The sequence below is a fragment of the Nocardia brasiliensis IFM 10847 genome (genome assembly GCF_000710915.1).
Taxonomy (GTDB): Bacteria; Actinomycetota; Actinomycetes; order Mycobacteriales; family Mycobacteriaceae; genus Nocardia; species Nocardia brasiliensis_A.
Map to the genome: position 1 here is coordinate 12,214 of NZ_BAUA01000220.1, position 25,056 is coordinate 37,269.

General features: G+C 68.3%; 26 protein-coding genes. 14 read left to right on the top strand and 12 right to left on the bottom strand.

What is annotated here, in order from left to right:
* Positions 1-88 precede the first annotated feature (88 nt).
* A complete protein-coding gene (locus NBRGI_RS47110) occupies positions 89-1,291 on the bottom strand; it encodes an MFS transporter (RefSeq protein WP_081878483.1) in 1,203 nt (400 codons plus the stop codon).
* Positions 1,292-1,373: 82 nt separating this feature from the next.
* Between NBRGI_RS47110 and NBRGI_RS42530 the strand changes: the two genes are divergently transcribed.
* The 3 genes from NBRGI_RS42530 (at position 1,374) to NBRGI_RS42540 (ending at position 3,454) form a co-directional block, all read left to right on the top strand.
* Entirely contained in the window at positions 1,374-2,264 is an 891-nt protein-coding gene (locus NBRGI_RS42530; protein WP_029903930.1) for a LysR family transcriptional regulator, read from the top strand.
* Between the two features lie 59 nt (positions 2,265-2,323).
* Positions 2,324-2,494, top strand: a complete 171-nt coding sequence (locus NBRGI_RS48445; protein ID WP_158440034.1) for a hypothetical protein — start codon at positions 2,324-2,326, stop codon at positions 2,492-2,494.
* 93 nt (positions 2,495-2,587) lie between these two features.
* Complete coding sequence (locus NBRGI_RS42540) at positions 2,588-3,454, top strand: SDR family oxidoreductase (protein WP_081878484.1); 867 nt, start codon at positions 2,588-2,590, stop codon at positions 3,452-3,454.
* Between the two features lie 17 nt (positions 3,455-3,471).
* Here the strand turns inward: NBRGI_RS42540 and NBRGI_RS45995 are convergent, their stop codons facing one another.
* On the bottom strand, positions 3,472-4,200 hold the full coding sequence (locus tag NBRGI_RS45995) for a C40 family peptidase (protein ID WP_063726396.1): 729 nt from the start codon (positions 4,198-4,200) through the stop codon (positions 3,472-3,474).
* A gap of 244 nt (positions 4,201-4,444) precedes the next feature.
* The gene (locus NBRGI_RS42550) at positions 4,445-5,359 is read right to left on the bottom strand and encodes a LysR family transcriptional regulator (RefSeq protein WP_029903935.1); all 915 of its coding nucleotides are present in this window, start codon (positions 5,357-5,359) and stop codon (positions 4,445-4,447) included.
* 85 nt (positions 5,360-5,444) lie between these two features.
* Here NBRGI_RS42550 and NBRGI_RS42555 point away from each other — a divergent pair, with 85 nt between their 5' ends.
* On the top strand, positions 5,445-6,779 hold the full coding sequence (locus NBRGI_RS42555) for an aspartate aminotransferase family protein (protein ID WP_029903937.1): 1,335 nt from the start codon (positions 5,445-5,447) through the stop codon (positions 6,777-6,779).
* Positions 6,780-6,786: 7 nt separating this feature from the next.
* Here NBRGI_RS42555 and NBRGI_RS42560 read toward each other — a convergent pair whose 3' ends face one another.
* Together NBRGI_RS42560 and NBRGI_RS42565 are read right to left on the bottom strand one after the other, a co-directional pair.
* Entirely contained in the window at positions 6,787-7,320 is a 534-nt protein-coding gene (locus NBRGI_RS42560; protein WP_148311178.1) for a hypothetical protein, read from the bottom strand.
* Between the two features lie 89 nt (positions 7,321-7,409).
* Positions 7,410-7,784, bottom strand: coding sequence for a hypothetical protein (locus NBRGI_RS42565; protein WP_029903941.1), 375 nt, complete (start codon positions 7,782-7,784; stop codon positions 7,410-7,412).
* Positions 7,785-8,024: 240 nt separating this feature from the next.
* Between NBRGI_RS42565 and NBRGI_RS42570 the strand changes: the two genes are divergently transcribed.
* The 3 genes from NBRGI_RS42570 (at position 8,025) to NBRGI_RS42580 (ending at position 11,721) form a co-directional block, all read left to right on the top strand.
* A complete protein-coding gene (locus tag NBRGI_RS42570) occupies positions 8,025-9,368 on the top strand; it encodes a serine hydrolase domain-containing protein (RefSeq protein ID WP_029903943.1) in 1,344 nt (447 codons plus the stop codon).
* Between the two features lie 74 nt (positions 9,369-9,442).
* Positions 9,443-10,084 carry a TetR/AcrR family transcriptional regulator gene (locus NBRGI_RS42575; RefSeq protein ID WP_051728460.1) on the top strand — a complete coding sequence of 214 codons (642 nt, stop codon included), beginning with the start codon at positions 9,443-9,445 and terminating at the stop codon, positions 10,082-10,084.
* Positions 10,081-11,721: an MDR family MFS transporter gene (locus tag NBRGI_RS42580; protein WP_036562929.1), complete on the top strand. Its 1,641-nt coding sequence runs from the start codon at positions 10,081-10,083 to the stop codon at positions 11,719-11,721. The genes NBRGI_RS42575 and NBRGI_RS42580 overlap by 4 nt, the downstream gene beginning before the upstream one ends.
* 61 nt (positions 11,722-11,782) lie before the next feature.
* Here the strand turns inward: NBRGI_RS42580 and NBRGI_RS42585 are convergent, their stop codons facing one another.
* The gene (locus tag NBRGI_RS42585) at positions 11,783-12,697 is read right to left on the bottom strand and encodes an esterase/lipase family protein (RefSeq protein WP_148311179.1); all 915 of its coding nucleotides are present in this window, start codon (positions 12,695-12,697) and stop codon (positions 11,783-11,785) included.
* Positions 12,698-12,753: 56 nt separating this feature from the next.
* The gene (locus NBRGI_RS42590; RefSeq protein ID WP_029903952.1) at positions 12,754-14,076 is read right to left on the bottom strand and encodes a family 1 glycosylhydrolase; all 1,323 of its coding nucleotides are present in this window, start codon (positions 14,074-14,076) and stop codon (positions 12,754-12,756) included.
* Positions 14,077-14,206: 130 nt separating this feature from the next.
* Between NBRGI_RS42590 and NBRGI_RS42595 the strand changes: the two genes are divergently transcribed.
* Both NBRGI_RS42595 and NBRGI_RS42600 read left to right on the top strand, forming a co-directional pair.
* Positions 14,207-14,782 carry a TetR/AcrR family transcriptional regulator gene (locus tag NBRGI_RS42595; protein ID WP_051728461.1) on the top strand — a complete coding sequence of 192 codons (576 nt, stop codon included), beginning with the start codon at positions 14,207-14,209 and terminating at the stop codon, positions 14,780-14,782.
* 50 nt (positions 14,783-14,832) lie between these two features.
* Positions 14,833-16,494, top strand: a complete 1,662-nt coding sequence (locus tag NBRGI_RS42600; protein WP_051728462.1) for a DUF885 family protein — start codon at positions 14,833-14,835, stop codon at positions 16,492-16,494.
* Here the strand turns inward: NBRGI_RS42600 and bioB are convergent.
* Together bioB and NBRGI_RS42610 are read right to left on the bottom strand one after the other, a co-directional pair.
* Positions 16,491-17,555, bottom strand: coding sequence for a biotin synthase BioB (gene bioB, locus NBRGI_RS42605; RefSeq protein WP_029903958.1), 1,065 nt, complete (start codon positions 17,553-17,555; stop codon positions 16,491-16,493). The two genes, NBRGI_RS42600 and bioB, sit on opposite strands and share 4 nt — an antisense overlap.
* 87 nt (positions 17,556-17,642) lie before the next feature.
* Entirely contained in the window at positions 17,643-18,647 is a 1,005-nt protein-coding gene (locus NBRGI_RS42610; RefSeq protein ID WP_036562932.1) for a YeiH family protein, read from the bottom strand.
* 145 nt (positions 18,648-18,792) lie between these two features.
* On the opposite strand from NBRGI_RS42610, the gene NBRGI_RS42615 reads away from it, so the two are divergent.
* Together NBRGI_RS42615 and NBRGI_RS42620 are read left to right on the top strand one after the other, a co-directional pair.
* Complete coding sequence (locus NBRGI_RS42615) at positions 18,793-19,722, top strand: LysR substrate-binding domain-containing protein (protein WP_029903962.1); 930 nt, start codon at positions 18,793-18,795, stop codon at positions 19,720-19,722.
* Positions 19,723-19,792: 70 nt separating this feature from the next.
* Entirely contained in the window at positions 19,793-20,269 is a 477-nt protein-coding gene (locus tag NBRGI_RS42620; protein WP_029903964.1) for a Dps family protein, read from the top strand.
* 10 nt (positions 20,270-20,279) lie between these two features.
* On the opposite strand, the gene NBRGI_RS42625 is transcribed toward NBRGI_RS42620, so the two are convergent.
* A complete protein-coding gene (locus NBRGI_RS42625) occupies positions 20,280-21,083 on the bottom strand; it encodes an SDR family oxidoreductase (protein ID WP_029903965.1) in 804 nt (267 codons plus the stop codon).
* A gap of 245 nt (positions 21,084-21,328) precedes the next feature.
* Here NBRGI_RS42625 and NBRGI_RS42630 point away from each other — a divergent pair, with 245 nt between their 5' ends.
* The 3 genes from NBRGI_RS42630 (at position 21,329) to NBRGI_RS42640 (ending at position 24,174) form a co-directional block, all read left to right on the top strand.
* The gene (locus NBRGI_RS42630) at positions 21,329-22,756 is read left to right on the top strand and encodes a three-helix bundle dimerization domain-containing protein (protein ID WP_235211296.1); all 1,428 of its coding nucleotides are present in this window, start codon (positions 21,329-21,331) and stop codon (positions 22,754-22,756) included.
* Positions 22,757-22,946: 190 nt separating this feature from the next.
* On the top strand, positions 22,947-23,384 hold the full coding sequence (locus NBRGI_RS42635; RefSeq protein WP_029903970.1) for a hypothetical protein: 438 nt from the start codon (positions 22,947-22,949) through the stop codon (positions 23,382-23,384).
* Positions 23,385-23,415: 31 nt separating this feature from the next.
* The gene (locus tag NBRGI_RS42640) at positions 23,416-24,174 is read left to right on the top strand and encodes an alpha/beta fold hydrolase (RefSeq protein ID WP_029903971.1); all 759 of its coding nucleotides are present in this window, start codon (positions 23,416-23,418) and stop codon (positions 24,172-24,174) included.
* 21 nt (positions 24,175-24,195) lie between these two features.
* Here NBRGI_RS42640 and NBRGI_RS42645 read toward each other — a convergent pair whose 3' ends face one another.
* A complete protein-coding gene (locus tag NBRGI_RS42645) occupies positions 24,196-24,747 on the bottom strand; it encodes a hypothetical protein (protein ID WP_029903973.1) in 552 nt (183 codons plus the stop codon).
* 174 nt (positions 24,748-24,921) lie between these two features.
* The gene (locus NBRGI_RS46000) at positions 24,922-25,041 is read right to left on the bottom strand and encodes a DUF305 domain-containing protein (protein ID WP_235211298.1); all 120 of its coding nucleotides are present in this window, start codon (positions 25,039-25,041) and stop codon (positions 24,922-24,924) included.
* Between the last annotated feature and the right edge of the window lie 15 nt (positions 25,042-25,056).

Sequence of the window (25,056 nt, forward strand, 5' to 3'; positions counted from 1 at the left end):
GGGGTGTGCTCGCGTTTCTCGACCCGACGCTGGTGAGCGTGTTCGACTACGCCGCGCGCGGACATCCGGTCCTGTTCTACCGCAACGCCTACATCTGGCTCACCGTCGCACTGTTCGCGGCCATCGCCCTGGCTTTGCGTCGTAGCGCGAACCCGGCGGCCGTCATACCAGCCGAGAGCACCGCGGACAGCGTCAAAGCGCCGGTGGCCCCGTAGTTTTCGAGCACGACGGCGTAGACCAGCGGCGCGGCGGCGGAGAGGAGAAAGCTGGGCAGCAGTAGCCGTCCGACGCGGGCTCCGTAACCGTGCGCCGGAAACAGGGCCAACGGCAACGTGCCCCGGGTGATGGTGGCCAGCCCGTTTCCGGCGCCGTACAGCGCGGCGCAGGCCGCCGCGAGCAGCAGCACGCGTCCGCCGCCGAAGCCGACGAGAAACGAGAACAGCAGCAGCACAAGGGAGATCAGGTTCAGAGCCGGCGCGGTCAGGTCTCGTCCGAACAACACGTCGCCGAGCCGGGCCGCGGACTGGGCGATGCCGCGCAAGGTCGAGACCCACACCGCGGCGCCGACCGCCAGGCCGAGGCCGGTGAGTATGCCGATCAGATGGGCGGACAGTCCCGAAGCCAAGAAGCCCACTCCGGCCATGATCGCCGCGTACAAGACGGCCGCAACGCGGTCATCGCGTGCGGTGTCAACGGGTGCGGCTGCTGGAGAACGGGTTTCGGCCGGCATGGCCCGGTGGCGGGGGATCGCGAGATGCATCGGCAGAGTCGACAGTGCGAACCCGGCATAGACGAGCAGCGCACCGCGCCAGCCCAGGGTCTCGGCCAGGCCGTGACCGATCGGCCAGAACACCGTGGACGCCAAACCGCCCAGCAGCGTGATCTGTGACATCGGCCGTTTCGCGTGGCCGCCGCCGAGGCGGGCCAGCGTCGCGAACGCGGCATCGTAGAGCGTGCACCGCATGGCCGCGCCGAGCACGATCCACGAAAGGTAGTACCAGCCAACGGTGCTCGTCGTGGCGACACCCGCGCAGCCCAGCCCCGCCAGCACCGAGCCGGTCGCGAGGACCGGCCTGCCGCCGAACCGATCGATGCAGCGGCCGACCAGCGGCGAAGCGCAGCCCATCACCAGCAGCGCCACCGAGAACCCGCCCTGGATCCGGGTTTCGCTCCAACCCAGATCCGCACCGATGCTGCCGCCGAAGATGCCCACCAGGTAGTAGGTGACGCCCCAGCAGATCAACTGGGAAACACCGAGGCAGCGCACCGCCTTTCGCAACGTCGCGTCCATGGTCCCTCCGGCTCGACGACACTATCGTTCGACGATAAGCAGTGCTGATGACTCTGATACAGGGCATAAGAAGGGCTTGGGTATGGGCGCGCTGGATCTCGATCAGCTGCACACGTTCGTGCGAGTCGTCGAATGCGGCAGCTTTTCGCGTGCGGCGCAACGGTTGGGCATCACTCAGCCGGCCGTCAGCCTGCGCCTGCGGCAACTCGAAAACCGTTTGGGCGTAACTCTGCTGGAGCGAGTGGGTCGACAGGTGCGCCCCACCGCGGCGGGGGCCGAACTGCTGGTGCACGCGGCACGGATCGAAGACGCGGTGGCGGTCGCGGTGGACAGCCTCGCGCACTACGCGGAGGGCACTGCCGGGCGAGTCCGGCTCGGTACCGGCGAGACCGCGTGCGTGTACCTGTTGCCGCCGGTCCTGCGTGCGTTGCGCGGCCGGTTCCCCGCGCTCGACCTCATCGTGCACACCGGCAACACCGACAATCTGCTGCACCTGCTCGTGGAGAACCGCATCGACCTGGGCTTGCTCACCATGCCCATACCCGGCCGCGCCTTCGAGGTGGCCCCGGTCCGGCAGGACGAATTCGTGCTGGTCGCCGCCGCGGACGCCGCCGCGCCGCCGGTCAGGACCACAGCCGCCGCGCTCGCGTCTCGGCCCCTGGTGCTGTTCGATCCCGGCGGTAACACACGCCGACTCGTAGATCGGTGGTTCGCCGCCGCGGGGCACACCGTCAAGCCGGTGATGGAATTGGGCAGTGTGGCCGCGATCAAGGAATTGGTCGGCGCGGGCCTCGGCTATGCGATTCTGCCGCGCATGGCATTGCCCGCTCACGACGACGGACGCTTGACGGCCCGTTCGCTGACTCCGCCCCTGCACCGGACCATCGCCGTGGTCCTGCGCCGGGACAAACCCCGCACTCGGGCCCTGTCAGCTGTGATCGATGCTCTGACCACCCCCGACGCACAGCGCTGACCGACGGCATCGCGTCGCGCCCGCAGCCGCGGTGCGATGGACCGGGTTATCGTGGATCCGTGGGTGTTATGGGAGAACTGTTTCCGGGCCAGAAGCTGGCCGACGAGGGCAGCGAAGACAGTGCCGGGCAAGGGCACCGCCCGCGCGTCGACGTAGACCTGGAGGCCGGCGTGGTCCGGTTGTCCGGTGCGGCTCCGCGGGCCGCGGACGAGCCTGTCGAAGACGCCTGAATCACACGAGTTCTTACCTGGCTTTGCCGCTCGCCTCGCATTCTTCTGACGTCCGCCCCGCAGCATGGGTCGTGACGAAAGGAAGTGCCCGCCATGAGCATCTCGCTATCGACCGAATCGACTCGCGTGCGCCCCGCCCTGCCCGCCGAGGTGACCGGCTACTGGGCCGGACGTCACGTGGTGGTGACCGGCGGCAGTAGCGGCATCGGGCTGGAGGTGACCGAACTGGCCTTGGCCATGGGCGCCAAGGTCAGCGTCGTCGCGCTCGGAGACCAGGCCCTGCGACGACTTTCCGATGAAGCGAACCAGGAGAACCGGCCACTGGCGGTATTCGCCGCCGATGTCACGCGCAAGGAGCAGGTCGGCGCCGCCGTCGACGCGGCACGCGATCGGCACGGTGCGATCGGCGCGGTGATCGTGTGCGCGGGTATCGCGAAGCCGGACTATTTCGACCGGCTCGACGATGCCGACTTCACGAAACATATGGAGGTCAACTACTTCGGTGCGCTGCATGCGATCCGGGCGGCGCTGCCCGATCTCGACGCGGGCACCGGGAGCAGCATCACGGTCATCTCGTCACTGGCGGGCGTGCTGCCCTGTTTCGGTTACGGGGCATACAGTCCCAGCAAGTTCGCCGTGCGCGCGCTGTGCGAGGTACTGCGCCAAGAACTCAAACCGCGTGGCATCACCGTCACCGTCGTCCTGCCGCCCGATGTCGACACCCCGCAGCTGGCCGCCGAGGCGGCGACCAAGCCGCCGGAGCTGCGGGCGCTCAGCGCTGGAACACCCATCAGCGCAGGCGAAGTCGCGCACGCCCTGCTGATCGGCGCGGCGCGCGGTCGCGCCACTGTCGTGCCCTCGCCGGCCGCCCGGCTGACGCGCTGGCTCGCGGGTGCGGTCCCCGGACTGCTGGCCTGGGTGATGGACCGCCGCATCGCCCGTGTCCAGCGCAACCGCTGATCGGTTAACCGGAAGCACTACTCGCGGAAGCGGCAAGCGCCGGCGAACGGCATTGTGTCCATCGAGGATTCGGTGACACCGGTGCCGTAGGTCGAGGCGTGGATGACCTTGCCGTCACCGGCGTACAGCGCGGAGTGGCCGCCGCCGTAGAACGACACCAGATCGCCGGGCTGCAATTCGTCCCGTGAGACCGGCGTTCCGGCGGCGAGCTGGTCGTAGCTGGTGCGGGGCACGTCGACACCGGCCTGCTCGTAGGACCACTGGACCAGGCCCGAGCAGTCGAACGAGTCGGGTCCCGCGGATGCGCCGTAGCCGGCGCCGAGCTTGGTGCGGGCGGCCTCGACCGCGACCTCGCCGGGTGACTTCAGCGGAGTCTCGTGCAGCAGCGGCTGATTCGGTGTGGTGATGCCGGGAATGCCCGCCAGACTGGAGTATTCGAATCCGGGGATCGCCGGCAGCGTGAATTCGATGCCGAAGGCGGAGAACTCGGTCGGCGCGGGAGCTGCGATCGGCGCGCTCTGCGGCTGCGGTGCCGGGTTTCCGGGAAGACCTGCGGGAAGGGGTAATTCGTCTGGCACCCCCACGGTGCCGATGCCCGGCACGGTGATCGGTTGTGCCGTTGCTGTTCCGGAGGTGACCAGCAGCGCGGCGAGTGCGCCTGCGAGGGTCACGCCTGCGGCCAGTGCCCACCAAAGCACTCGGCGCAGGAAGCGGGTAGTTCGGACGTCGTCGGTCTGCGATGCCATGATCAAGTCCTCCGATGGTCGTCTCGAAGGCTCTGGCGGGTCGTGCGACGCCGCATCTGATGGCGAAACCGGACTGCACCAAAGTCTTCGAATACATTCGAGAACATCACGGTGATCTGTCCAAGCGGATCCGATTGACCATCTTTCGGTATAAATCGGCGAATGCAAATCAAGACACACGGCAAAGTAATAACGAAACGATAACTAAGTATTTATAAGCTGAAAATCAGCTATTTTGTGCGCCTTATTCCTGCTGGGTGGACACGACGCTGACCTGCGGTTCTCCAGTGCTGCGCAGGGCCGCGAGCACGGTGTGCACCGCGGATCGGGGTGGCGCGCCGCGCCGGATGACAGCGGTGATCGTCCGCGTCACCGGGCTGCTCAACTCCCGGGTGGTGACCTGATAGCGCGGATCGACGGCGAGGCCGGGCAGCAGGGTGATCGACAGTCCGGCTTCGACATGTTGCAGCGTCAGCAGATAGTTGCTGAAGCGGCATACCACGCGGGGTTCGAAGCCGGATTCGCGGCAGAGCCGAGTCGCCAGGTTCGCCATATACGACTTCGGCATATCGAAGGCCCACGGCTCGTCGGCGTAGGCCGCGAGATCGGCGGGCCCGCGTGCGGACCGGCCCGGCGGCAGTACGAGCACGATCGGATCGGTCGCCAGGGGCACGATGTCGATGTCCGGGCCGAGTGGCTGCTCGACGAAATCCGTTGTGGTGATGATGATATCGGCGTCGCCGACGCGCAGCGCGCGCATGCTCTCGTGCGGCTCCAGCTCGTGCAGTTCCACCTCGAGGTGCGGATGGGAGACCGCGAGCCGGCGCACCGCGGGCACGCACATGGAATGGATCGCGCTTTGGAAGGCGCCTAGACGGATCAAGCCGACCGGCTCGTCGCCGAGGCCGCGCAGTTCGGCTTCGACGGTGCCCATGTGGTCGAGCAGCGCGCGGGCGCGGCGCGCGAGCAGCAGTCCCGCCGGGGTGAGCCGGACCCGGCGGCCGGTGCGTTCCAGCAGCCGGGTCCGGGTCTCGGCCTCGAGCACCGCGAGCTGCTGAGAAACGCTGGACGGGCTCAGGTTCGCCGCCTGCGCCACCGCGCGCACGGTGCCGAGGGTGTCCAGCTGGCTGAGCAGGCGCAGTCGCCACGGGTTGAGCATGGGTCCATTGTTGTTCGGCTCTGCCGTACAGCACAGCCGGATTTGTGAGATGGACGTGTCGCTCGCGCGGCCTTACCGTCGGTGCATGGCTTCCTCCACCGCCGCACCACTGTCCGCGACCGAATTCTGGCGCGATGCCGACCGTCATCTGGTGCGCTACGCGGGTGCGAGCACCTTCAGCCCGGAGATCATCACGCGGGCCGCCGGGAGCTTCCTGTACACCGAAAGCGGCAGGGAGATCTTGGATTTCACGTCCGGTCAGATGAGCGCGATTCTCGGGCACGCACATCCAGAGATCGTCGCGACGGTCCGGCGGCAGGTGGGCGAGCTCGACCATCTGTTCAGCGGCATGTTGAGCCGCCCGGTCGTCGACCTCGCCCGCAGGCTGGCGGGCACGCTGCCCGAGCCGCTGACCAAGGCGCTGCTGCTGACCACGGGCGCCGAATCGAACGAGGCCGCGATCCGGATGGCCAAGCTGGTCACCGGGAAACACGAGATCGTCTCGTTCGCCCGCTCGTGGCACGGCATGACCCAGGCCGCGGCGGGCGCCACCTACAGCGCGGGACGCAAAGGCTACGGCCCGGCCGCGCCGGGCAATTTCGCCATCCCCGCCCCGCACGCCTACCGGCCCGACTTCACCACGGCCGACGGCGAACTCGACTGGCGCAGACAGCTCGACTTCGCCTTCGACCTGATCGACGCGCAGTCGGTGGGCAGCCTGGCCGCCTGTCTGGTCGAGCCGATTCTCAGTTCCGGCGGCGTGCTCGAACCGCCGCTCGGTTACTTCGCCCGGCTGCGTGACCTGTGCCGGGAACGCGGCATGCTGCTGATCCTCGACGAAGCGCAGACCGGGTTGTGCCGCACCGGCAACTGGTACGCGTTCGAACGTGACGGTGTGGTGCCCGACATCATCACCCTGTCCAAAACGCTCGGCGCGGGACTGCCGCTGGCCGCGGTGCTCACCAGTGCCGATATCGAGCAGGCCGCGCACGAACGCGGGTTCCTGTTCTTCACCACGCATGTTTCCGATCCGCTGGTGGCCGCGGTCGGCAACACCGTGCTCGACGTGCTCATCCGGGATCGGCTCGACGAGCGCGCCGCCGAACTCGGCGGGTTCCTGCGCCGCGGCCTGGAGCGAATCGCCGAGCGGCACAGTGTCGTCGGGGATATCCGCGGGCGCGGGCTGCTCGTCGGGCTCGAACTCGTCGTCGATCGCGAAACCAAAAGGGGCTCGGACGAATTGGGTGCGCTCGTCACGCGCCGCTGCCTGGAACTCGGCCTGCACATGAACATCGTGCAGTTGCCCGGCATGGGTGGCGTTTTCCGGATCGCTCCGCCGCTGACCGCCTCGGAAGCGGAACTGACCCTCGGTTTGTCCATCCTCGACGAGGCGATCGGCGACGCGGCCGCCCGTCTCTAGGGCCGACTCAGGTCAGGTTGCCGTCGATGCACAGGCTCACCGACCGTGAAGACGGGCCGGGACGCGGGGTGTCCGGGTCGAATCTCCACTGCGAGATCGGGCCTGCGGCCTTCCACTGCAGCGATCCGTCGCGCGCGGCGACGACCTGGTAGATGTCCTCGTTGCCTTCGATGAGCTGGCTGCCGACGCAGTAGTCGTTGTACTCGGTGCCCGGCTGCCGCGCGCCCGGGCTGAACAGGCCCGCAGGCCTGGTGTACGCGCCCGGGTTGGGGACCGTGCTCGGCCGGTCGTCGGCGGGACCGCGGGACCAGGACGCCGCGCCGCGGTCGGTCTCGCAGCGGAAGCTCTGGCCACCGGCCACCACGGTCGCACCCTGCGGATGGCTGGTGCCCGCCCACAGGCAGCGCACCCCGGTACCCGCGGTACTGGCGGAGGCGGTCCCCGCGCCGATGATGAGACCGCCCGCGACGGCGGCTGCCGCGAGCAGTGCGGTCGAGGTGCGGCCGAGGGTGGCGGCTTTCGTTGTCGTCGTGGTGTTCATCATTTTCTCCCTCTGTCTTCGACCGGTCGCGAGGCCCGTGGGTCGTGGTCGGTAAGGCAAGCGCGACAGTGCTTTTCGGATCCGCGTGCTCAGCACCAGCTGGCCGTCGGTTTGCACACCACCCAGCCCTCACCGTCCGGTCGCGGCACTGCGGACCAGGTCGTGGCGCCGCCCCCGCTGCCGCTACCGGGTGCGGTCTCGGGCCGCTGCTTGTCCCAGTACTCACGCTGCGCCCGCTGGTGTTCGGCCTGGCGCAACGGGTTGGTGTCGGTGTGGTGGAAGCCCTGGGGGTCGGTGTGATGCGCGCCGGAGGTGTCGCGGCCCGGCGCGTTGTCGACGGCCGCGGTGGCGATACCGGACGTGAGCACCGTTGCGGTACCGAAGAATCCGACGATCAGGGGGAGCGCGGCGGCACGTCGGAAGGCCTGCCGGTTACTGGTCGACCGCTGGGGGAGTCGCTGCATGGCGTCGTTGCCTCTCTGCTGATCTACTAAGTTAAACAGTAGGTAAAGAAGCTGAGAGCAAGCTTATGGCCAGCATGATTGTTCATGTGTGGAGAAACACCATGATCAGATACGCAATGCAGCAGTAGATTGGGTGGACTCGGCTGTGCTCGCCCCGACAAGTCGGGGCAGCCCGAACGGAAACGACGCCCGGAGCCTGCCCGATGTGCCCACCAGAACCTGTCGGAGGGTGGGAGTGCGATGTCTTGTTCGCTGCGGACTGCGCTGCTGGTGGTGAGTGTCGTTGTCGCTGTGCTCGCCAGTGCCGAAATCGGTTGCGGTGCAGCGTCGGCCGCGCCTGATGCGCTGAAGCACTGCGCGGTGGCCGACGGCAGGAAGCCGGAGACCGCGACACCGGAGCAGGTCGGGCTCGACGCGGACGCGCTACGGCGAGCGGTTGCCTTCGCCGCGGACCCGACGCGGCGCAATGTGCAGGTATTCCGTCACAACTGCCTGATCGCCGCAGGGCCGAACAACGAGCAGACCGGTGGTGTGGCGTGGAACCTGTGGAGCAGTACGAAGAGCGTGGTGTCGCTGGTCGCGGGGATCGCCGTGGACCAGGAGCGAATGCGGCTCGACGACCCGATCGACCGCTATCTGCCGCCTGGGCTCGGTGACGACGCGCACCGGGCGATCACCGTCCGGAGCCTGCTCACCGAGACCTCGGGCTTGCGGGTCGCGGTGGCCTCCGAGGGCATCACCGGCCTGGCGCAACTCGATCCGAACGCGGTGGCGCAGGCCATGGCGATGCCGATCGAGAGTCCGCAGGGCGCGGTGTGGCGCTACAGCCAGCGCGCCGTCGATCTGCTCGTCTTTGTGGTGCAGCAGGCGGTAGGCCTCGACTTCCAGGACTACGCGCAGCGAAACCTGTTCGATCCGTTGGGCATTCGGCGCACCGACTATCACTGGGCCCGCGACCGCAGTGGAAACACCTACGGGTACGCGCATCTGATCATGCCGCCGGACGATTTCGTCAAGCTCGGCCTGCTGGTGGTGAATCACGGTGCCTGGCAGGGCAATCAGGTGATCTCGGCCGACTACCTCGAGCAGGCATCGCAGCCGACGCCGGCCAACGAGTGCTATGGATTTCTCTTCGTCGTCAACGGGCCCGGCTGTACCGCGGAATTGCCCGGCCTGCCGCCGGACGCGGTGAAGATGTCGGGGATGATGCGCCAGGACAACTTCATCGTCCCGAGTCTCGGGTTGCTGGTCACCTGGACCGGTGTGACCGTCCCCGGCGGCGCGGTGAGCTTTCCGCACGACGTGCTCCGCGGCATTATCGCGGCCTTTCGTGTGCCGGTGTTGCCCGACCCGGGACCCTATGTGCCGCAGCCGGATATCAGCCTCGCCGATCCGATGATCTCGAACCCGGACGCGACGCTCGGCGCGCTCGGCATCGGGCCGTACGCGTATCCGGGTTGTGGGCCGCTCGAATGTCTCGGCGCACCGCTCGCGCCGCCCTTCGGGGACTGGCCGCCCGGCTGTTTCGTCCTCGGCTGTGTCGGCCCGCACCCGGCCACGCCCGGTATCCGCTGGGCCGGGTGAGCGAGGTCCGGGTGAGCTAGGTCACGCAATATTGCACTTTCTGAAATTTTGCAGTTTGTGCTAAATTTTCGGCCATGTCGTCCCCCGCGAGCACAGAACCGCCGCTCGGCCTGCGCGAACAGAAGAAGCGCAAGACCAGGCTCGATCTCTGCATGGCCGCGCGGCGCCTGGCCGTCGAGCACGGGGTGGACGCGACGACCGTCGAAGACATCGCCAAGGCCGTCGGGGTCTCGCCGCGCACGTTCTTCAACTACTACGACACGAAGCTCGACGCGATCGTCGGGCCCGTCGAGGAGATCGGCACGCCCGCGGCCCGGGCCGAGTTCGTCGCCGGTGGGCCGACCGGTGTGCTGATGGCGGACCTGACCTGGCTGTTCTCCTCCGCCATCGAGCCGGAAGAGGAAGTGCGCGAAGCCATCTCGCTGGTCATCGCGATCATCAAGGCCGAGCCCAGGGTGGTCGCGTCCTTCATGGCCGCGGGCGTGCAGCAGGAAGCGATGGTCAGCGACCTGCTGACCGCCCGGTCGGGAGCGCCGGTCGCGCCCGAATTCGCCGCGCTCGCAGCGGGAGTCATGACCACTATCACCACCCGGGCGGTGTTGTCCGCCGCCGCCGATACGTCCCGGTCGTTCAAAGCGGCCGTGGCAGAGCACTGTGCGATGGCCGCTCGGCTGTTCGACCAGCCTGATGACAGAACAAGGAGACGCGACCGATGACCTCGACGGCCGATTCGCCGCCAACCCCGATCGTCCTGACCCAGAAGAGAATCTGGCTCATCTTCTCCGCGCTGATCGCGGGCATGTTCCTGGCCAGCCTCGATCAGATGATCGTGGGCACCGCCATGCCGACCATCGTCGGCGAGCTCGGCGGGGTCTCGCACATGGCCTGGACCGCGACCTCGTACCTGCTCGCCACCACCATCGTGATGCCGATCTACGGAAAATTCGGCGACATGTTCGGCAGGCGCTGGCTGTTCCTGTTCGCGGTCACCGCGTTCACCGCCGCGTCCGTCGGCGCCGCGGCCTCGACGAGTTTCTGGGAATTCATCGTCTTCCGTGGCCTGCAAGGTGTCGGTGGCGGCGGTTTGATGATCTTGGCGCAAGCCATCATCGCCGACGTGGTGCCGGCCAAGGACCGCGGCAAGTACATGGCGCCGATGGGTGCCGTCTTCGGCATCACCTCGGTGGCCGGCCCGCTGCTCGGCGGCTTCTTCGCCGACACGCTCGGCTGGCGCTGGTGCTTCTGGATCAATGTGCCGATCGGCCTCGCGGCACTGGTCATCGCGTTCCGCTATCTGAGCGTGCCCAGCCACCGGCCCAAGACCAAACCGGACTACCTCGGTGTGCTGCTGATGTCGGCCGCCACCACGCTGCTGATCCTGATCACCGACTGGGGCGGCAAGCAGTACGCGTGGGGCTCGGCGACGATCGTGTCGATGATCGCCGCGCTGGTGATCGTGGTGGCCGCGTTCGTCATGGTGGAGGCACGAGCCGAGGAGCCGATGCTGCCGCTGTGGCTGTTCCGCAACCGCACCTTCGTGCTGACCTCCGCGATCGGCCTGCTGGTCGGTCTGGTCATGTTCGCGGCCATCGGGTTCATCCCGACGTATCTGCAAATGGCCACGGGCGCTTCGGCTTCGGTCTCGGGCCTGCTGCTGATCCCGATGATGGCGGGCATGATGATCACCCTGATGGGGTCGATGACCGCGATCACCAAGACCGGCAAGTACCGGGTGTACCCGCCGCTCGGCGCGCTGACCATGCTGCTCGGCATGCTGTGGCTGACCAGGCTGGACGCGAACACCGAGATGTGGCTCGTCTCGGCCATGCTGTTCGTGATCGGCGCCGGGCTCGGTTTGATCATGCAGATCATCGTGCTCGTCGTGCAGAACGCGGTGTCGCCGGACCAGATCGGGACCGCGACCAGCGCCAACAACTACTTCCGCGAAATGGGTGGCGCGATCGGCGTCGCGATCTTCGGCTCGATCTTCACCAGCCGACTGACCGAGGGCCTCACCGACGCGTTCATGTCGCACGGGCCCGAGGTGCTGGCGGCGAAACTCGACCCGAGCGGTCTGGTGCCGTCGGTGGTCAAGAACCTGCCCGCGGACCTGCACGACGCGATCGTGGGCGCCTACGTGAACGCCCTGGTACCGGGCTTCTGGTACCTCATCCCCGGCGCGATCGTCATTTTCGTGCTGGCCCTGTTCATTCCGCAGCTGAAGCTGTCCGACGAGGCGGGCATGGTCGCCCGCGGCGAGGCGGTGCTGGCGGAGACCGAGCCGGGCACGACGACGGCGGTGGCCGCGTCGGACGAGGATCCGGACGCAAGGCTGGTCCGCGAACGCGCTTAGCGCGACGAAACGAGACGGGCGGTAAGGCGACAGCCTTACCGCCCGTCCTTGTCGCACTGGGCTATTCGCAGGCGACCCCGGTGTAGCCGGGATCCAGCGCGCGCTCGACGAGATAGCCGACGGTCGGCGACTGCGGTAGCGTGCCGTGGTCGAAAGCATCGGTGGGACAGAAGTCTTGGACCCAGACATTGTCGACCGTCGCACCCGGACCCGCCTGCAGGAACGTGGCTTCCGGTGGGGTGGAGGCATCGTCGCGGGTGCTGGCGATCACCGTGTAATCGATGCCCGGCTCGGTGTCCCCGTCCGCGTTGAGGGCGCGCAGGAACTCGCTGCCGACGAGTTGCTGTGCCGCGGCGATTCCGGCGACCGGTGTCAGCACCGTGGGGAAGGCCGCCGCAACGCCCGGCGGGAGCTGGGTCGCGACGCCGCGCATCGTGGAACCGTGATTGGTGCCCGCGAGCGAGACCAGGTGCGCGACCTTGTCCGCACCGCCGCCGAAGCGCACATACTGACGAGAAACGAGCGCGCCCTGCGAATGACCGACGAGGTCGACCCGCGCCGCGCCGGTGGCGGCGCGGACCCGGTCGACGAAGGCGGCGAGTTCACCGGCTGAGGTGGGAATATCGCCGGTGGCGTACATCCCCGGCAGCGCCCCGAGCGCACTCGTCGCATCGCGACCGTAGTTGAGCGAAAAGACGCAGTAGCCTTCGGCTTTCAGTCGGGGCGCGAGGACGTCCCAGTCGTTCTGATTGCCCCAGGTGCCGTGCACCAGCACGACCGGCCGGGGATGGGCCCGGGTGGGCAGGCAGGACCAGTCGTCCGAGCCCGCGGGCGGGATGCTGCCGTCCGGGTCCTTGCCGAGCACCGCGCTGCCCGAGCCGCCCGGCGCGGCGAGGGCCGGAGCCGTTTGCGCGCCGGCCGCGCAGAGTCCGCACACGAGGCCTGCCAGCAGCAGCCTGCGCCACGTCGCCTTCATCGAAATCTCCTCTGCGCGATCGGTTTCGCTGCGTCGTCGGCGAATCATGCGCTCGTTCAGCGCGGTACGGTGACCGGATCGGTGCAGCTGGCGGGCGGATCGACCAGCGAGCACGGCTGTGGGGCGCGGGTCGGCCGGTAGTCGGCCGGGACGCCGCCCTCGCGGGTGATCCGGGTGTAGGCGGCGACGGCGTCGGTGGGTTTGCGGGTGAGACTCGGATCGGTCAGGACGTCTACGGTGTAGAGGCCGAACCGCGGTGTGTAGCTGCCCCACTCGTAGTTGTCGGTGAGACTCCAGTAGTTGTAGCCCATGATGTTCATGCCGTCGGCCCGGGCCCGCTGGATCCAGTAGATCGTGTCGCGCAGATCGTCGCCGCGGGCATAGCCGTCGGGACGGGGCAGCCCGTTCTCGGTGGGCATGCCGTTCTCCACGATATAGAGCGGCTTGCCGGGGAAAGCGCGCGAATAGTGTTGCAGGGCATAGTAGATGCCCTCGGGCTGCAGCGGGTTCTGCCAGAGCCGGGTGAGGTTCTGCGCCATCGAGGTCACGGTGTCGGGCGAGCTGCCGTAGTAGTAATCGATCCCGATGTAGTCGAGCCGTGCGGCGACCTGGTCGACGAACGGCTTGTTGATCGCGTCCTCACCGCCGGGAATGTAGGCGACATTGCTGGTGACCAGCGCGCCCGGCTGCACCCGGTGGATGTGGTCGTAGATGGCGTTGTGCGCCTGTGCCAGCCGGTTCTGCATGCCCGGCACGTCGACGGCCGGGATCCCTCCGTGCCGTAATTCGTTGAGCCCGTAGAAGGTCGGCTCGTTGAAGGTGACCCAGAGCGGGTCGGCGGCGGCGTAGCGGTCCACCACCGTACGTGCGTTCGCCAGCCAATCCTCGACCATGCCCGGGTTGTGCCAGCCGCCGCGATCCACCTCCCAGCCTGGGAAAACCCAATGATCGAGGGTGATCATCGGACGCATTCCCGCCGCCTTGATCTTCGCGATCACGTTGTCGTAGAAGCCGAATCCGTCGGCCGACCACACACCCGGCTCCGGCTGCACCCGGGCCCATTCCACGCTGATGCGGAACACCCGGGTGCCGAGACCGGCGGCCAGGTCGATGTCGTCGGCGTAGCGGTTGTAGAAGTCGACCGAATTCCCGTACGGGTCCTCGGTTTTGCCGGCCTCGACGTAGCGTCGCCAATTGCTGTCCGGCGCATGGCCTTCGGATTGGTAGCCGGAGGCGGCGACGCCCCACAGGAAGTCCGGGCCGAGCGGCGCTACCTGAGCAGGGGGCTCCGGCCGCGCGGCGGCTGTGGCGGGCAGTGCCTGGATGAGCGTGGCGGCGGCCACGGCGGCCAAGCCGAGCCCGCGCAGACGGAGTCGCATCGGGTGGTGTGCTCCCGTTCGTAGAGGTGACCGCCGGCCTTTTCGGTGGTCGCGGACGGTCCGTTACGAAAACCGTACAGCGCTCGGTTTTGGATGACAAGACTGCCAGGCGGCTGACTACACTGGCTCGGTGGCGAAACGGGGCCCCTACGGCAAAGGCATCGAACGGCGGGAGCAGATCCTCGACGCCGCGCTGCGCACCATCGCCGAGCGCGGCTACCTGGCCACCTCTGTCGCCGAGTTGGCCGACGCGGTCGGGTTGAGCCAGGGCGGACTGCTGCACTACTTCGGCTCGAAAGAGGAGTTGTTCGTCGCGGTGTTGCGCAAGCGCGACGAGCTCGATCTGCTGGCGATGAGCGGCGCCGCACCGGAGGCCTTTGTGGCGGTGATCCGGCGGAACACGCAGGTACCGGGACTGATCGAGCTGTTCACGCATATGCAGGCCGCCGCCGCGGACCCGCGCCATCCGGCGCACGACTACATGCTCGAGCGGTACCGCTTCGGCACCGCCGGATTCGCGGGGGCGCTGCGCGCGATGCAGCAGGCGGGCACCCTGTCCGCGGAGATCGACACCGAGGCGGCGGCCACCATGTTCTTCGCGCTTGCCGATGGTTTGCAGGCGCGCTGGTTGATCGACCCGACAATCGATATGGTTGCTGAGCTCGAGTCGTGCTGGCGTCGCTATGTGGGGGATGCCGCGCGGTAGCGGAGCCCGCTTCGGCGCCACCTGTCAGAGCCGAATTGTATTGTGCGGATATGGGTCTAGCGAAGCTTGCCGAGGAGTTCTGGCACTGGCGGACTGCCACGGCGCCCGATTCGAGCGACGACCTGCCCCGGGTGGAACGTCCCGCGAACTGGTTGCCCGACTGGTCCGCGGCGGCCATCGCGGAACGCCGGACGGTGCTCGCCGAGTTCACCCGCAGGCATGCTGCGCTCGACCTGTCCGACGAGCCGGTCGCGGTGCAGGTCGACGGCAGGCTGCTCGGTTCGGCACTGGCGAAGGTGCACTGGGAGCTGGATCTGATCCGCGGGTGGGAACGCAATCCCGGCTTCTACGTGCAACAGAGTCTCGGTGCCGTCTACGCGGCCTTGCTGGCGCCGCCGCCGTTCGACGGCGCGCGGGCGGCCTCGATCAGCGCGTTGCTGCGGCACGTGCCGCTCGTGCTCGAACAGGCCAGGGCGAATCTCGCCGAGCACGCGAGCGCACCCTTCGCCCGCAGCGCGGTGCGCCTGCTCGACGAGTCGGCCGGTTCGCTCGAAGCGGCGCTGACCGCGCTGATCCCGTTCCTGCCCGCCGAGTACGCCGCCGAACTGCCCGCCGCGACCAGTGTCGCCGCCGATGCCGTTGCGGCCTACCGCGATTGGCTGGCCGAGCGGCTGCCCGAGCTGGGCGAGACCGAGCCGGTCGGTCCGGACGCGCTGGCGTACTACCTGCACAATGTGGCGCTGCTGCCGTATTCGGCGCAGCAGTTGCGTGCGATGGGCCGCCAGGAATGGCACCGGGCGGTCGCGACCGAGACGGTGCTGCGCACCCGGTACCGGGATGCGCCGAGTCCGCCGCTGCCCGCCGACGCACACGAGCACGTCGAACGGCAGCGCAAGGACGAACTGGCGGTGCGTGAGTTCGCGGACGGACTGGGCCTGCTCGGTCAGCCGGAATCGTTGCGGCACTATCGCTTCGCTCCGTTGCCGCCGTATCTCGCACCGCTCACCTGGCTCGGTGTCACCGACGACCTGACCGGGCCGTCCCGCCGGGACGAGGACGCCCTGCGCTACATCCCCGACCCGACACCGGATCTGCCCTACTTCGATCAGGCCGCGGCTTTCGACGCCCGCACCGCGATCGTGCACGAGGGTGCGCACGCGCAGCAGGTCGCGTTCGGCTGGCGACACGACAATCCGGCTCGGCGCTGGTTCTACGACTCGGTGCCCAACGAGGGCGTCGCCTTCTACTACGAAGAACTGATGTTGCAGTCCGGCCTGTTCGACGAAGCGCCGACCAGCGCTGTCTTCGTGGCGAATGCTATGCGGCTGCGGGCTTTACGGGTCGAAGTGGATATCGCGCTCGCGCTGGGTGAGCTGTCCATCGAGGAGACGGCCGACCGGCTGGCGGTCGATGTGCCGGTGGACCGCGAGACCGCGTGGGATGAAGCCGTGTTCTTCGCCGGATTCCCAGGACAGGCGCTCAGCTACCAGATCGGCAAATTGCAGATTCAGGATCTGCTCAGCACCGCGGTGCGCGAGCTGGGCGACGAATTCGACCTGAAGGCCTTCCACGACAGGCTGTGGCGTGAAGGCAACGTGCCCTTGGCCTTGCAGCGCTGGGAGTACCTCGGCTTGCGCGATCATCTCGACGAGGCCGATCGGCTGGCCGAAAGTAGTGCCGCCGTGGGTGATCGGCAGAGAGACAGGGCCTAGGCGTTCGCCGGGAGGTCGGTGCCCGCCCCGCGACGGCGGATCGCGACCAGGTCGTGGCGCGCGGCGGGCAAGGTCTGCTCGTCGACGCCCTCGACGGTGAAGCCCGCGTCGGCGATCATCTGCCGGTCGTCGTCGCCCGGCTGGCCCTCGCTGGTCAGGTAGTCGCCGAGGAACATCGAGTTGGCGAGGTGCAGTGCGAGGGGTTGCAGTGCGCGCAGGTGGATCTCGCGTCCGCCGGCCAAACGGACCTCCACATCGGGAAAGTAGAACCGGAACAGCGCGAGGATGCGCAGGCAGCGCTGCGGTGTGAGTTCCCAGCGATCGCCCAGCGGTGTGCCCTCGAACGGGATCAGGAAGTTCACCGGTACCGAATCCGGGTCCAGTGCGCGCAGGGCGACGGCGAGATCGATGATGTCCGTGTCGCTTTCGCCCATCCCGAAGATGGCGCCGGAGCAGGGCGACAAACCCGCGGTGGTCGCCCTGCGCAGGGTGTCGACCCGATCATCGAACGTGTGCGTCGAGCAGATCTGCGCGTAGCGCGCTTCGTTGGTGTTCAGGTTGTGGCTGTAGGCATGAGCGCCCGCGGCGGCGAGCCGCTCGGCCTGCCCCTCGCCGAGTAGGCCCAGGCAGACGCACACTTCGACCTGTGGGTTGTCCACCTTGATCGCGGCAATGGTGTGCTCGATGCGCCGGATGTCGCGTTCGCCCGGCCCCCGGCCGCTGGCCACCAGGCAGACTCGTTTGGCTCCGGACCGCACCGCTCGGGCCGCGACCTCGGCGGCCTTGTCCGGCGTGATCCAGGAGTACTTCAGCACCTCGGACGCGGAGCCCAGGCGCTGCGAGCAGTAGCCGCAATCCTCTGGGCACAAGCCGCTTTTCAGGTTCACGATGGTGTTCAGCTTCACGCGCCGCCCGAAGAACGCACGGCGCACCCGCGCGCCGGCCGCCACCACGTCGAGCAATTCGATGGATTCCGACAACACCGACAGCGCCTCGTCGGGTGTCGGCGCCTCGCGCCGGAATGCCTTGTCCACCAGTTGATCCAGCAACTCATCAGTCATGGGAGCCAACCTACCAACGAACTTGAACACCGTTCAAGTATTTTGTTGAACGGTGTTCAAGGTGGCCCCTGTGCAGGGAAAAGAAGCTCACCACCAGCCGGTGGCGAGTTGCAGGGCGAGGCTGGAGACGCCGAGGATCACCGCGAGCAGGCCGCCGAACAGCAGGGGACGTGTGCCGGCGCTGCGCAGCTGCCGCCAGGTGAGCGAGGTGCCGATCGAGGCGAGGACCGCGGCGATCAGCCACGCGCTGAGGTGGGCGAGCGCCGGCGCCGCCGCGCCGGGCAGCACGCCGAGTCCGGCGACCACGGAGGCGACGAGGAACAACACCACGAACAGTGGAAAAGAGTGCAGGAAGGTGCTTTTGGCACTCGCATCGGTATCGGTACGTCGCTTGGTGAAATACAGACCCAGGCACATCGGCACGATCATCAGGCTGCGGACGAGCTTCACGATCACCGCGAAGTGCGCGGCGGCGGGTCCGAACATCACCCCGGCCGCCAGTACCGACGAGGTGTCGTTGATCGCGGTGCCCGCCCACAGCCCGAACGCTTCCTGGGACAGGCCGAGCAAGCGGCCCAGCGGCGGATAGGCAAGCACCGCAACGACATTGAAGACGAAGATGGTGCCGAGTGCGTAGGCCACCCGGTCCCGGTCCGGTTTCAGCACCGCCGTCGCCGCCGCGATCGCCGAAGCGCCGCAGATCGTCGTGCCGACCGCCACCAGTGTGGCCGATTCCCGTTCCAGCGCAAGCATTCTCCCGATGACGACCGCGGCCGCCGCACCCACTGCCAGGGTGCCGATCAAGACCGCGGCGGTGTCTCGCCCGACCGTCAGCACCGATCCCACCGGAAGCCCCAGACCGAGCAGCACGATCGCGGCCCCGAGCAGCCGCTTCCTGGTCGCGACCAGACCTGCTCCGAACCGGCCCGTATCCGAAATCGCCCCCCGGCCGACGGCGCTGACCATCGCGCCGATGACCAGCGCGAGCACGGGAGCGCCGACCACCGGCACCATGCGACCGAGCAAGGTGGCCACCGTCGCGATCGCCGCCGCCAGCAGCAAACCCGGCCCGAACTGTCTGAAGCGCGTCACCCCCACAACATTCGATCCGCTCGCGCACCCGCACTACCCGCCGATCCGGCACCACCTCATAACCGGAGCTGATAAGCGCGGCTGATGGGGGTATGGGCCGTTGTGGGGATGTCGGAGTGGTCGTCGTCACACATAATCGATGGTTATGAGGTTACCGCCGGGGACGCCAGAGTTGGACGTGCTGGATCTGCTGGTCTCCGTGGCGGAACTGGGCAGTCTGGGGGCCGCGGCGCGGCAGCACGGGATCAGCCAGCCCGCGGCGAGTATGCGGGTGAGCGCGCTGGAGCGGCGGTTGCGGTTGCGGCTGCTGGATCGCGGCCCCACCGGGTCGGAACTGACCGAGGCGGGGCGCTCGGTGGTGGCACATGCCCGGTTGGTGCTGGAGGCCGCGCGATCCTTCAACGCCGGGGTGGCGGCGCTGCATGCGGCGGAGGTGCCCCACCTGCGGGTCGCCGCCTCGAAGACCATCGCGGATCATCGGATTCCGCAGTGGCTCAATGCGTTACGTGCCAGCTGTCCGGACGTGGCGGTATCGCTGGAGGTGGACAACACCAGGCACGTCGAGGCGCTGGTCCGCGACGGGGTGGCCGATATCGGGTTCGTGGAGGGGCCGCATCCGCCGCCCGGTCTCGGCAGCCGAGTGCTCGGCGCGGACGAACTGGTGGTCGTCGTGGGGCAGTCGCACCCGTGGGCGCGCCGCCGGAAACCGGTGACGCTGCGCGAGCTGGCCACGACGCCGCTGCTGTGGCGCGAGCAGGGCTCGGGCACCAGGGACACGGTGTGGGAGATCCTCGGGGCGGAATGCCAGCCCGCCCGGCCCGCGGCGGAACTGGGGTCGGCGGTCGCGATCTGTGCCGCCGCGCGCTCGGCCGTCGCGCCCGCGGTGCTGAGCCGGTTGATCGCGGCCGGCGATCTGGCCAGCGGGGCCCTCGTCGAGGTGTGCGTGGCCGGGCCGGTCGTGCTGAGCCGGAAATTCCGGGCGATCTGGCGCAAACAGACGCCACCGGCCGGCGCGGCCGGGATCCTCGCCGAGCACGCCGCGCGACTCGAGTCACATGGCGCGCGTCACTGGTGAGCGGGGGATTCAGCGCCGCGGATCGGGGTAGGCAGTCGGTGACATGGCTCCGACAAGAAAGGCGTGAACGATGACTCAGCCCATCACCAGCACCCTCGACCCGGAACAGCAGAAGATCACGGGAGAGACGCTGCGCGCCACGGTGGTCGATCTGATCGATCTTTCCTTGATCGCGAAGCAGGCGCACTGGAACGTGGTCGGGCGGAACTTCCGGTCGGTGCACTTGGCGCTGGACGAATTGGTGACGGCGGCGCGCGACTTCACCGACGCGGCGGCCGAGCGTGCCACCGCGATCGGCGTCAGCCCGGACGGCCGGGCCGAGACCGTCGCCAAGGAGTCGGGCGCGGCGGGTTTCCCCGACGGCTGGCAGCAGGACACCGAGGTCATCAACCAGGTCGTGGCGAACCTCGCGGCGGTGATCACCCGGCTGCGCGAGCGGATCGAAACCACCGAGAAGGCCGACCCGGTGACCCAGGATCTGTTCATCGGCTTCGCCGCCCGGCTGGAGCAGCTGCACTGGATGTGGCAGGCGCAGCTGGCGGACTGAGCCCGACGGGTTACCGCGACAGGCCGTGCACGCGGGCGATCAGTCGCTCCAGCACCGTGCGCGGCAGCAGTCGCCGTACTCCGAACATGATGGGCGCGTTGCTGCCCACGGCGTAGAGCGGTTGCGGGCGATCGGCTTCGATCGCCCGCACAATGGTGTCCGCGACCTTGTCCGCGGTGATCCCTTTCCCTTGCGCCTCATCGAGTTTCGCGATGAAACGGGTGAAGTCGGCGGTGTGCGGCGAACCTTCGTCGAGGTATTTGGTCCGCCGTTCGCGCAGTCCGGTGTTGATCTGGCCGGGCTCGACGGTGGTGAGCCATACGCCGAACGGCGACTCTTCGAAGCGAGCCGCCACCGCGAAGCCCTTCAGTGCCGCTTTGGTCGCGCCGTAGGAGGAGCGGTACGGCATCGGGAAGCTGGCGATCATCGAACCGACCATCACCACCCGGCCGTAGCGGCGCTCGCGCATACCGGGCAGTAGGGCCTGGGTGAGGGCGATCGGCCCGAGCACGTTCAGCCGGAACAGTCGCTCCACCGCGTCCGTCGGCAGCTCGGCCAGCGGCCCCGCCTGGCTCTCGCCCGCATTGTTGACCAGCACGTCGACCTCGCCGAGCCCGGCGACGAACGCCTCGATCGAGGCGCTGTCGGTCAGGTCGAGCGCCCGATATTCCACGCCGGGCACCTGCGCGTCGGGCTCGATCCCTTCGGGTTTGCGGCTGGTCCCGATCACGCGATAGCCGCGCGTCACCAACGCTGCGGCGGTCGCCTTTCCGATCCCGGACGAAGCACCGGTGACAACTGCGGTCCGACCCATGAGCATCTCCTTGTTCCGCGACTGCTGCCGACGATAGCCGTTCGGCGCATCCACGCGCGCGGGCCGACTCGGCAAACGCGAGTGCAACGGGGGATGGCGGCCCGGCGAGGTTGTCCTGAATTTCTGCGGGCGGGCCCGTTCGGCGGCCTTTTCCATGCCTCGGTTGCGGCTAGGGTTGGCCGGCGCGACAGACCGGGCGGGCGGTCGCGAGACGTGATCCGATGGACGTGCCGAGGAGATTCGTGGTGGTTACCGACACTGTTCGGGAGGAACAGGCGATCCGTCAGATGACGGAGCGGTTGGTCGAAAACTTCGGTGGCACATACTCGGCCGAACAAATCGAAGCGGTGGTCGGGGCGGGACGCAGGCGGTTCGACGGACATCCGGTGCGCCAGTTCGTGCCGATTCTGGTCGAGCGGTTCGTGCGTCGGCAACTCGCGCCAGAGACGGGTTCGCCGACACCTGCCCCATCGCCGGGAAAAGTGAAGATGCGCAAGGGAACTGCCGCGCACCGCGCCGGTTCGCCCGGGTCTGTGGACTCCGACGATCTGCGTGAACCGTGGTCGGCGAGTAAACGTTTCGTGCCCGCCGTCGTCGGCGCGGTGGTGGCCGCGCTGGTCGTGGTAACCGTAGTCGCCGTGGCATTGGCGGTGCGGCAGCCGAACTCGCCGTCGACGGCCGCCGCGCCGGTGGTCCCCGTCGCGGTGGTGCGCGGCGTGGTCGGCTCGGAAAAGATGTCGTTCTTCCAGGACCCGAAGGTGATCGACGCGCTCGCGCGCCACGGACTGAAGGCGGAGGTGGATTCGGCGGGGTCCCGCCAGATCGCCACGTCGGTGGATCTGACGAAGTACGACTTCGCCTTTCCGTCCAGCGAACAGGCCGCAGAGCGAATCCAGCGGCAGCGCAACGTGAGCACGAAGTACATCCCGTTCTCCTCGCCGCTGGCCATCGCGACGTTCACGCCGATCGCCGATCTGCTGGCCGAATCCGGTGTGGTGCATCAGGGGCCGGTGCCGACCTTCGACATGGGTCCCTACTTGCGGATGGTCGGCAACAACACGCGGTGGGATCAGCTCGCGGCGAACGACGTCTACCCGACGAGCAAGAACGTGCTCATCTCCACGACCGATCCGCGCAGCTCCAACTCGGCCGCGATGTACCTCGCCATCGCGGGCTACGTCGCGAACAACAACACCATCGTGCAGGGCAGCTCCGCCGAGGAGAACATTCTGCCCACGGTGGCAAGGCTTTTCGTCGGCCAGGGGTACACCCAGAGCAGTAGCGAGGGGCCGTTCGAGACCTATCTCGCGACCGGGATGGGGCCGACTCCGCTGGTCTGGATGTATGAGGCGCAGTTCGTCGACGCCGCGGTGCGCGGGCTGCTGAAACCCGAGATGACGATGCTGTACCCGACGCCGACCATTCTGTCCCGGCACACGCTGGTGCCGTTCGGCGAGCTGGGCGACCGGATCGGGCGCCTGCTGGCCGCCGATCCCGAATTGCAGCGACTGGCCGCCGAACACGGCTTCCGGACCGGTGCACCGGACCAGTTCGCCGCGGTCGCCGCGGAGCACAACGTGCGGGTCGCGCCCGACCTGGCCGACGTGATCACCACGCCCACCTTCGACACCTTGGAGCGGCTGCTCGACGGAGTCGGCAAGTCCTACAACTGATCCGGTCGACGGGCGGCGATCCCGTCGAGCACGCCACCGGTCGAGCGCCTCGCGGCGGTGCTGGGGCAGCTACTCGACCGGTGCTGAGCCGCGGCGGTGCATCTGCTGAGATGCGAGTGAAAGGTCGGTGAGACGTCCGGCCCGAAGTATCGGTGACAGCATCCGCTGTCCACTCCCGGAGGAACCGTCCATGAACCGCCGCACACTCTGCCCCCTCGCGCTGGCCGCACTCGTCCTGGCGGCGGGCGCGGGTTGCTCCGACGACAGCGGCAGCGCCGCGAGCCCCGGCACGGTCGCCGGAACCACCAGCGCCGCAGCGGCATCCGCGGGTGCGCTGCCCGGCGACTACTGCCAGGCGACGGTGGAGCTGTCGCGCAGCACCCGGGAGCTGAGCACGAAGGCGGAGATCAAGCCCGAGGAATACGCCAGGGCCGCCGATCAATTCGATCAGTTGAAAGCGATCGCGCCCGCCGAAGCGGCCGGTGACCTCGGCACGATCGGTGCGAGCTACCGTGCGATCGCCAAGGGGGAGGCCACCATCGAATCGGTCGGCCCCGACCTCGCCCGGGCGAGCCTGCACCTGGCCGAGGTCAACCGGACCAGGTGCCTGCCGCCCGCACCGCGGTGACGATCGATACAGTCAGCCCAGGAGGTCGATGATGGACGCACCGAATTCCGATATCCGGCTGCACGTGCACCGCTGGGGCGACGGTCCCCCGGTGGTCTTGGTGCACGGCAGTATTCTCGGCGGCCGCGAAACCTGGCGCGCCCAGCGGCCGTTGACCAGCCGTTGGACACTGCTCGCCCCGGACCGCCCTGGTCATGGTGAAACGCCTTATGCCAGGCAGGATTTCGAGCCGGAAGCCCGACTGCTGGCGGCCCAGCTGCTCGACCGGCCGGTTCATCTGGTCGGGCTGTCCTACGGCGGGATCGTCGCGATGTACGCCGCCGCGCAACGACCCGAGAATGTCCGGTCGCTGACCGTCGTCGAACCGCCGCTCTACGGCGTCGCACGCGGGAATCCGGAGGTCGACGCGATGAGCGCGGCCACCCGCGAGCTGATCGAACGGGTCGACCGCGCGCCCGAGATCGCGTTGCGGCAGTTCTTCGAGGTCGTCGGTGTGCCCGCCATGCCGGGCACTGCGATCCCGCCGGTCCTGGTGGCCGGAATGCGGCAGCTGCAGGGTGCGCGCCCGCCCGACGAAGCGGCGCCGCCGCTGGACGTGCTGCGCGACGCGGATTTCCCGATCCTGGCGGTGTCCGGCGGGCACTCGGCGGCGTTCGAAGCGGTCTGCGACGCGATCGCCGAACAGACCGGCGCCGAGCGCGCGGTCTGTCCGGGCATGGGCCACCTGGTGCCGGACACCGGCGAGCCGTTCAACGCGCTGCTGGAGAAGTTCTTCGAACGCGCGGCGTAGCGCTAGTGCCGCGTCCAGGAACTAGCGGGTGCCGTGACCCGCGCACGCCGCGAGCGCGGTGTCCTTGGTGGCGTTGAACTTGTCGATGCTGGCGTTGAGCGTGTCGGTGTCTGCGCGCCGGGCCAGAGTGTCGGCCAGGGCGTTGGTGTCGTCGCGGTAGGCGTGCAGCACGTCCGCGATGTTCGACGGCACCTCCTTGGTCACCTTCTGGTCGACCGACCGCGCGCCGTCGTGCAGCGCGGTGACGGCGATATCGGCCTTGCCGTTCGCCTCCGGATCGTTGCGGCCGCGGTCGTTGGTCAGCCCGATGTAATCGTTGAAGGCCTGGACCGAACGACCGTTGGCGGCCAGGAAGGCATCGCAGGCCGACCCGGTCGCGCGTTCGACGGCGGCCGCCCTGGCCGAGGACGCCGCGATCGAGGAGGCCGTGACCTCGGAGGTATACGCGGCCAGATCGGTGCGGTTCACCTCGGCTGTGCCGGAGACCTGCTGGGAACAGGCGCCGATGATCAGTACGCCCGCCGCGGTCGCCGCGCCCGCGGCGAGCAGTCCGGTCCGTTCGAGTCCGTGCATGTCGGCCCCTTCCCTCGACAGATCCGGCCGGGCCGGTGCTGCCCGCTGCCGGACCTATCGACCGTACGTCGTGACGGGCGGGCTCGTCACCTGCACAGACCTGGATAGATGAGCAATCGATACCTACGGCCGAGCGCACCGGTACGCGGATGTCCCGGTGCGCTCGGTTCGGTGTCAGCTCTGGCCGAGCATGCCGCGCATGGTGTCGATCTCCGTGCGCTGGGCATCGATGATGCTGCGGGCCAGCGCCTTCGCGTCACCGTTCGTGCCGTCGGAGAGTTCGGTCTCGGCCATGGCGATCGCGCCGGT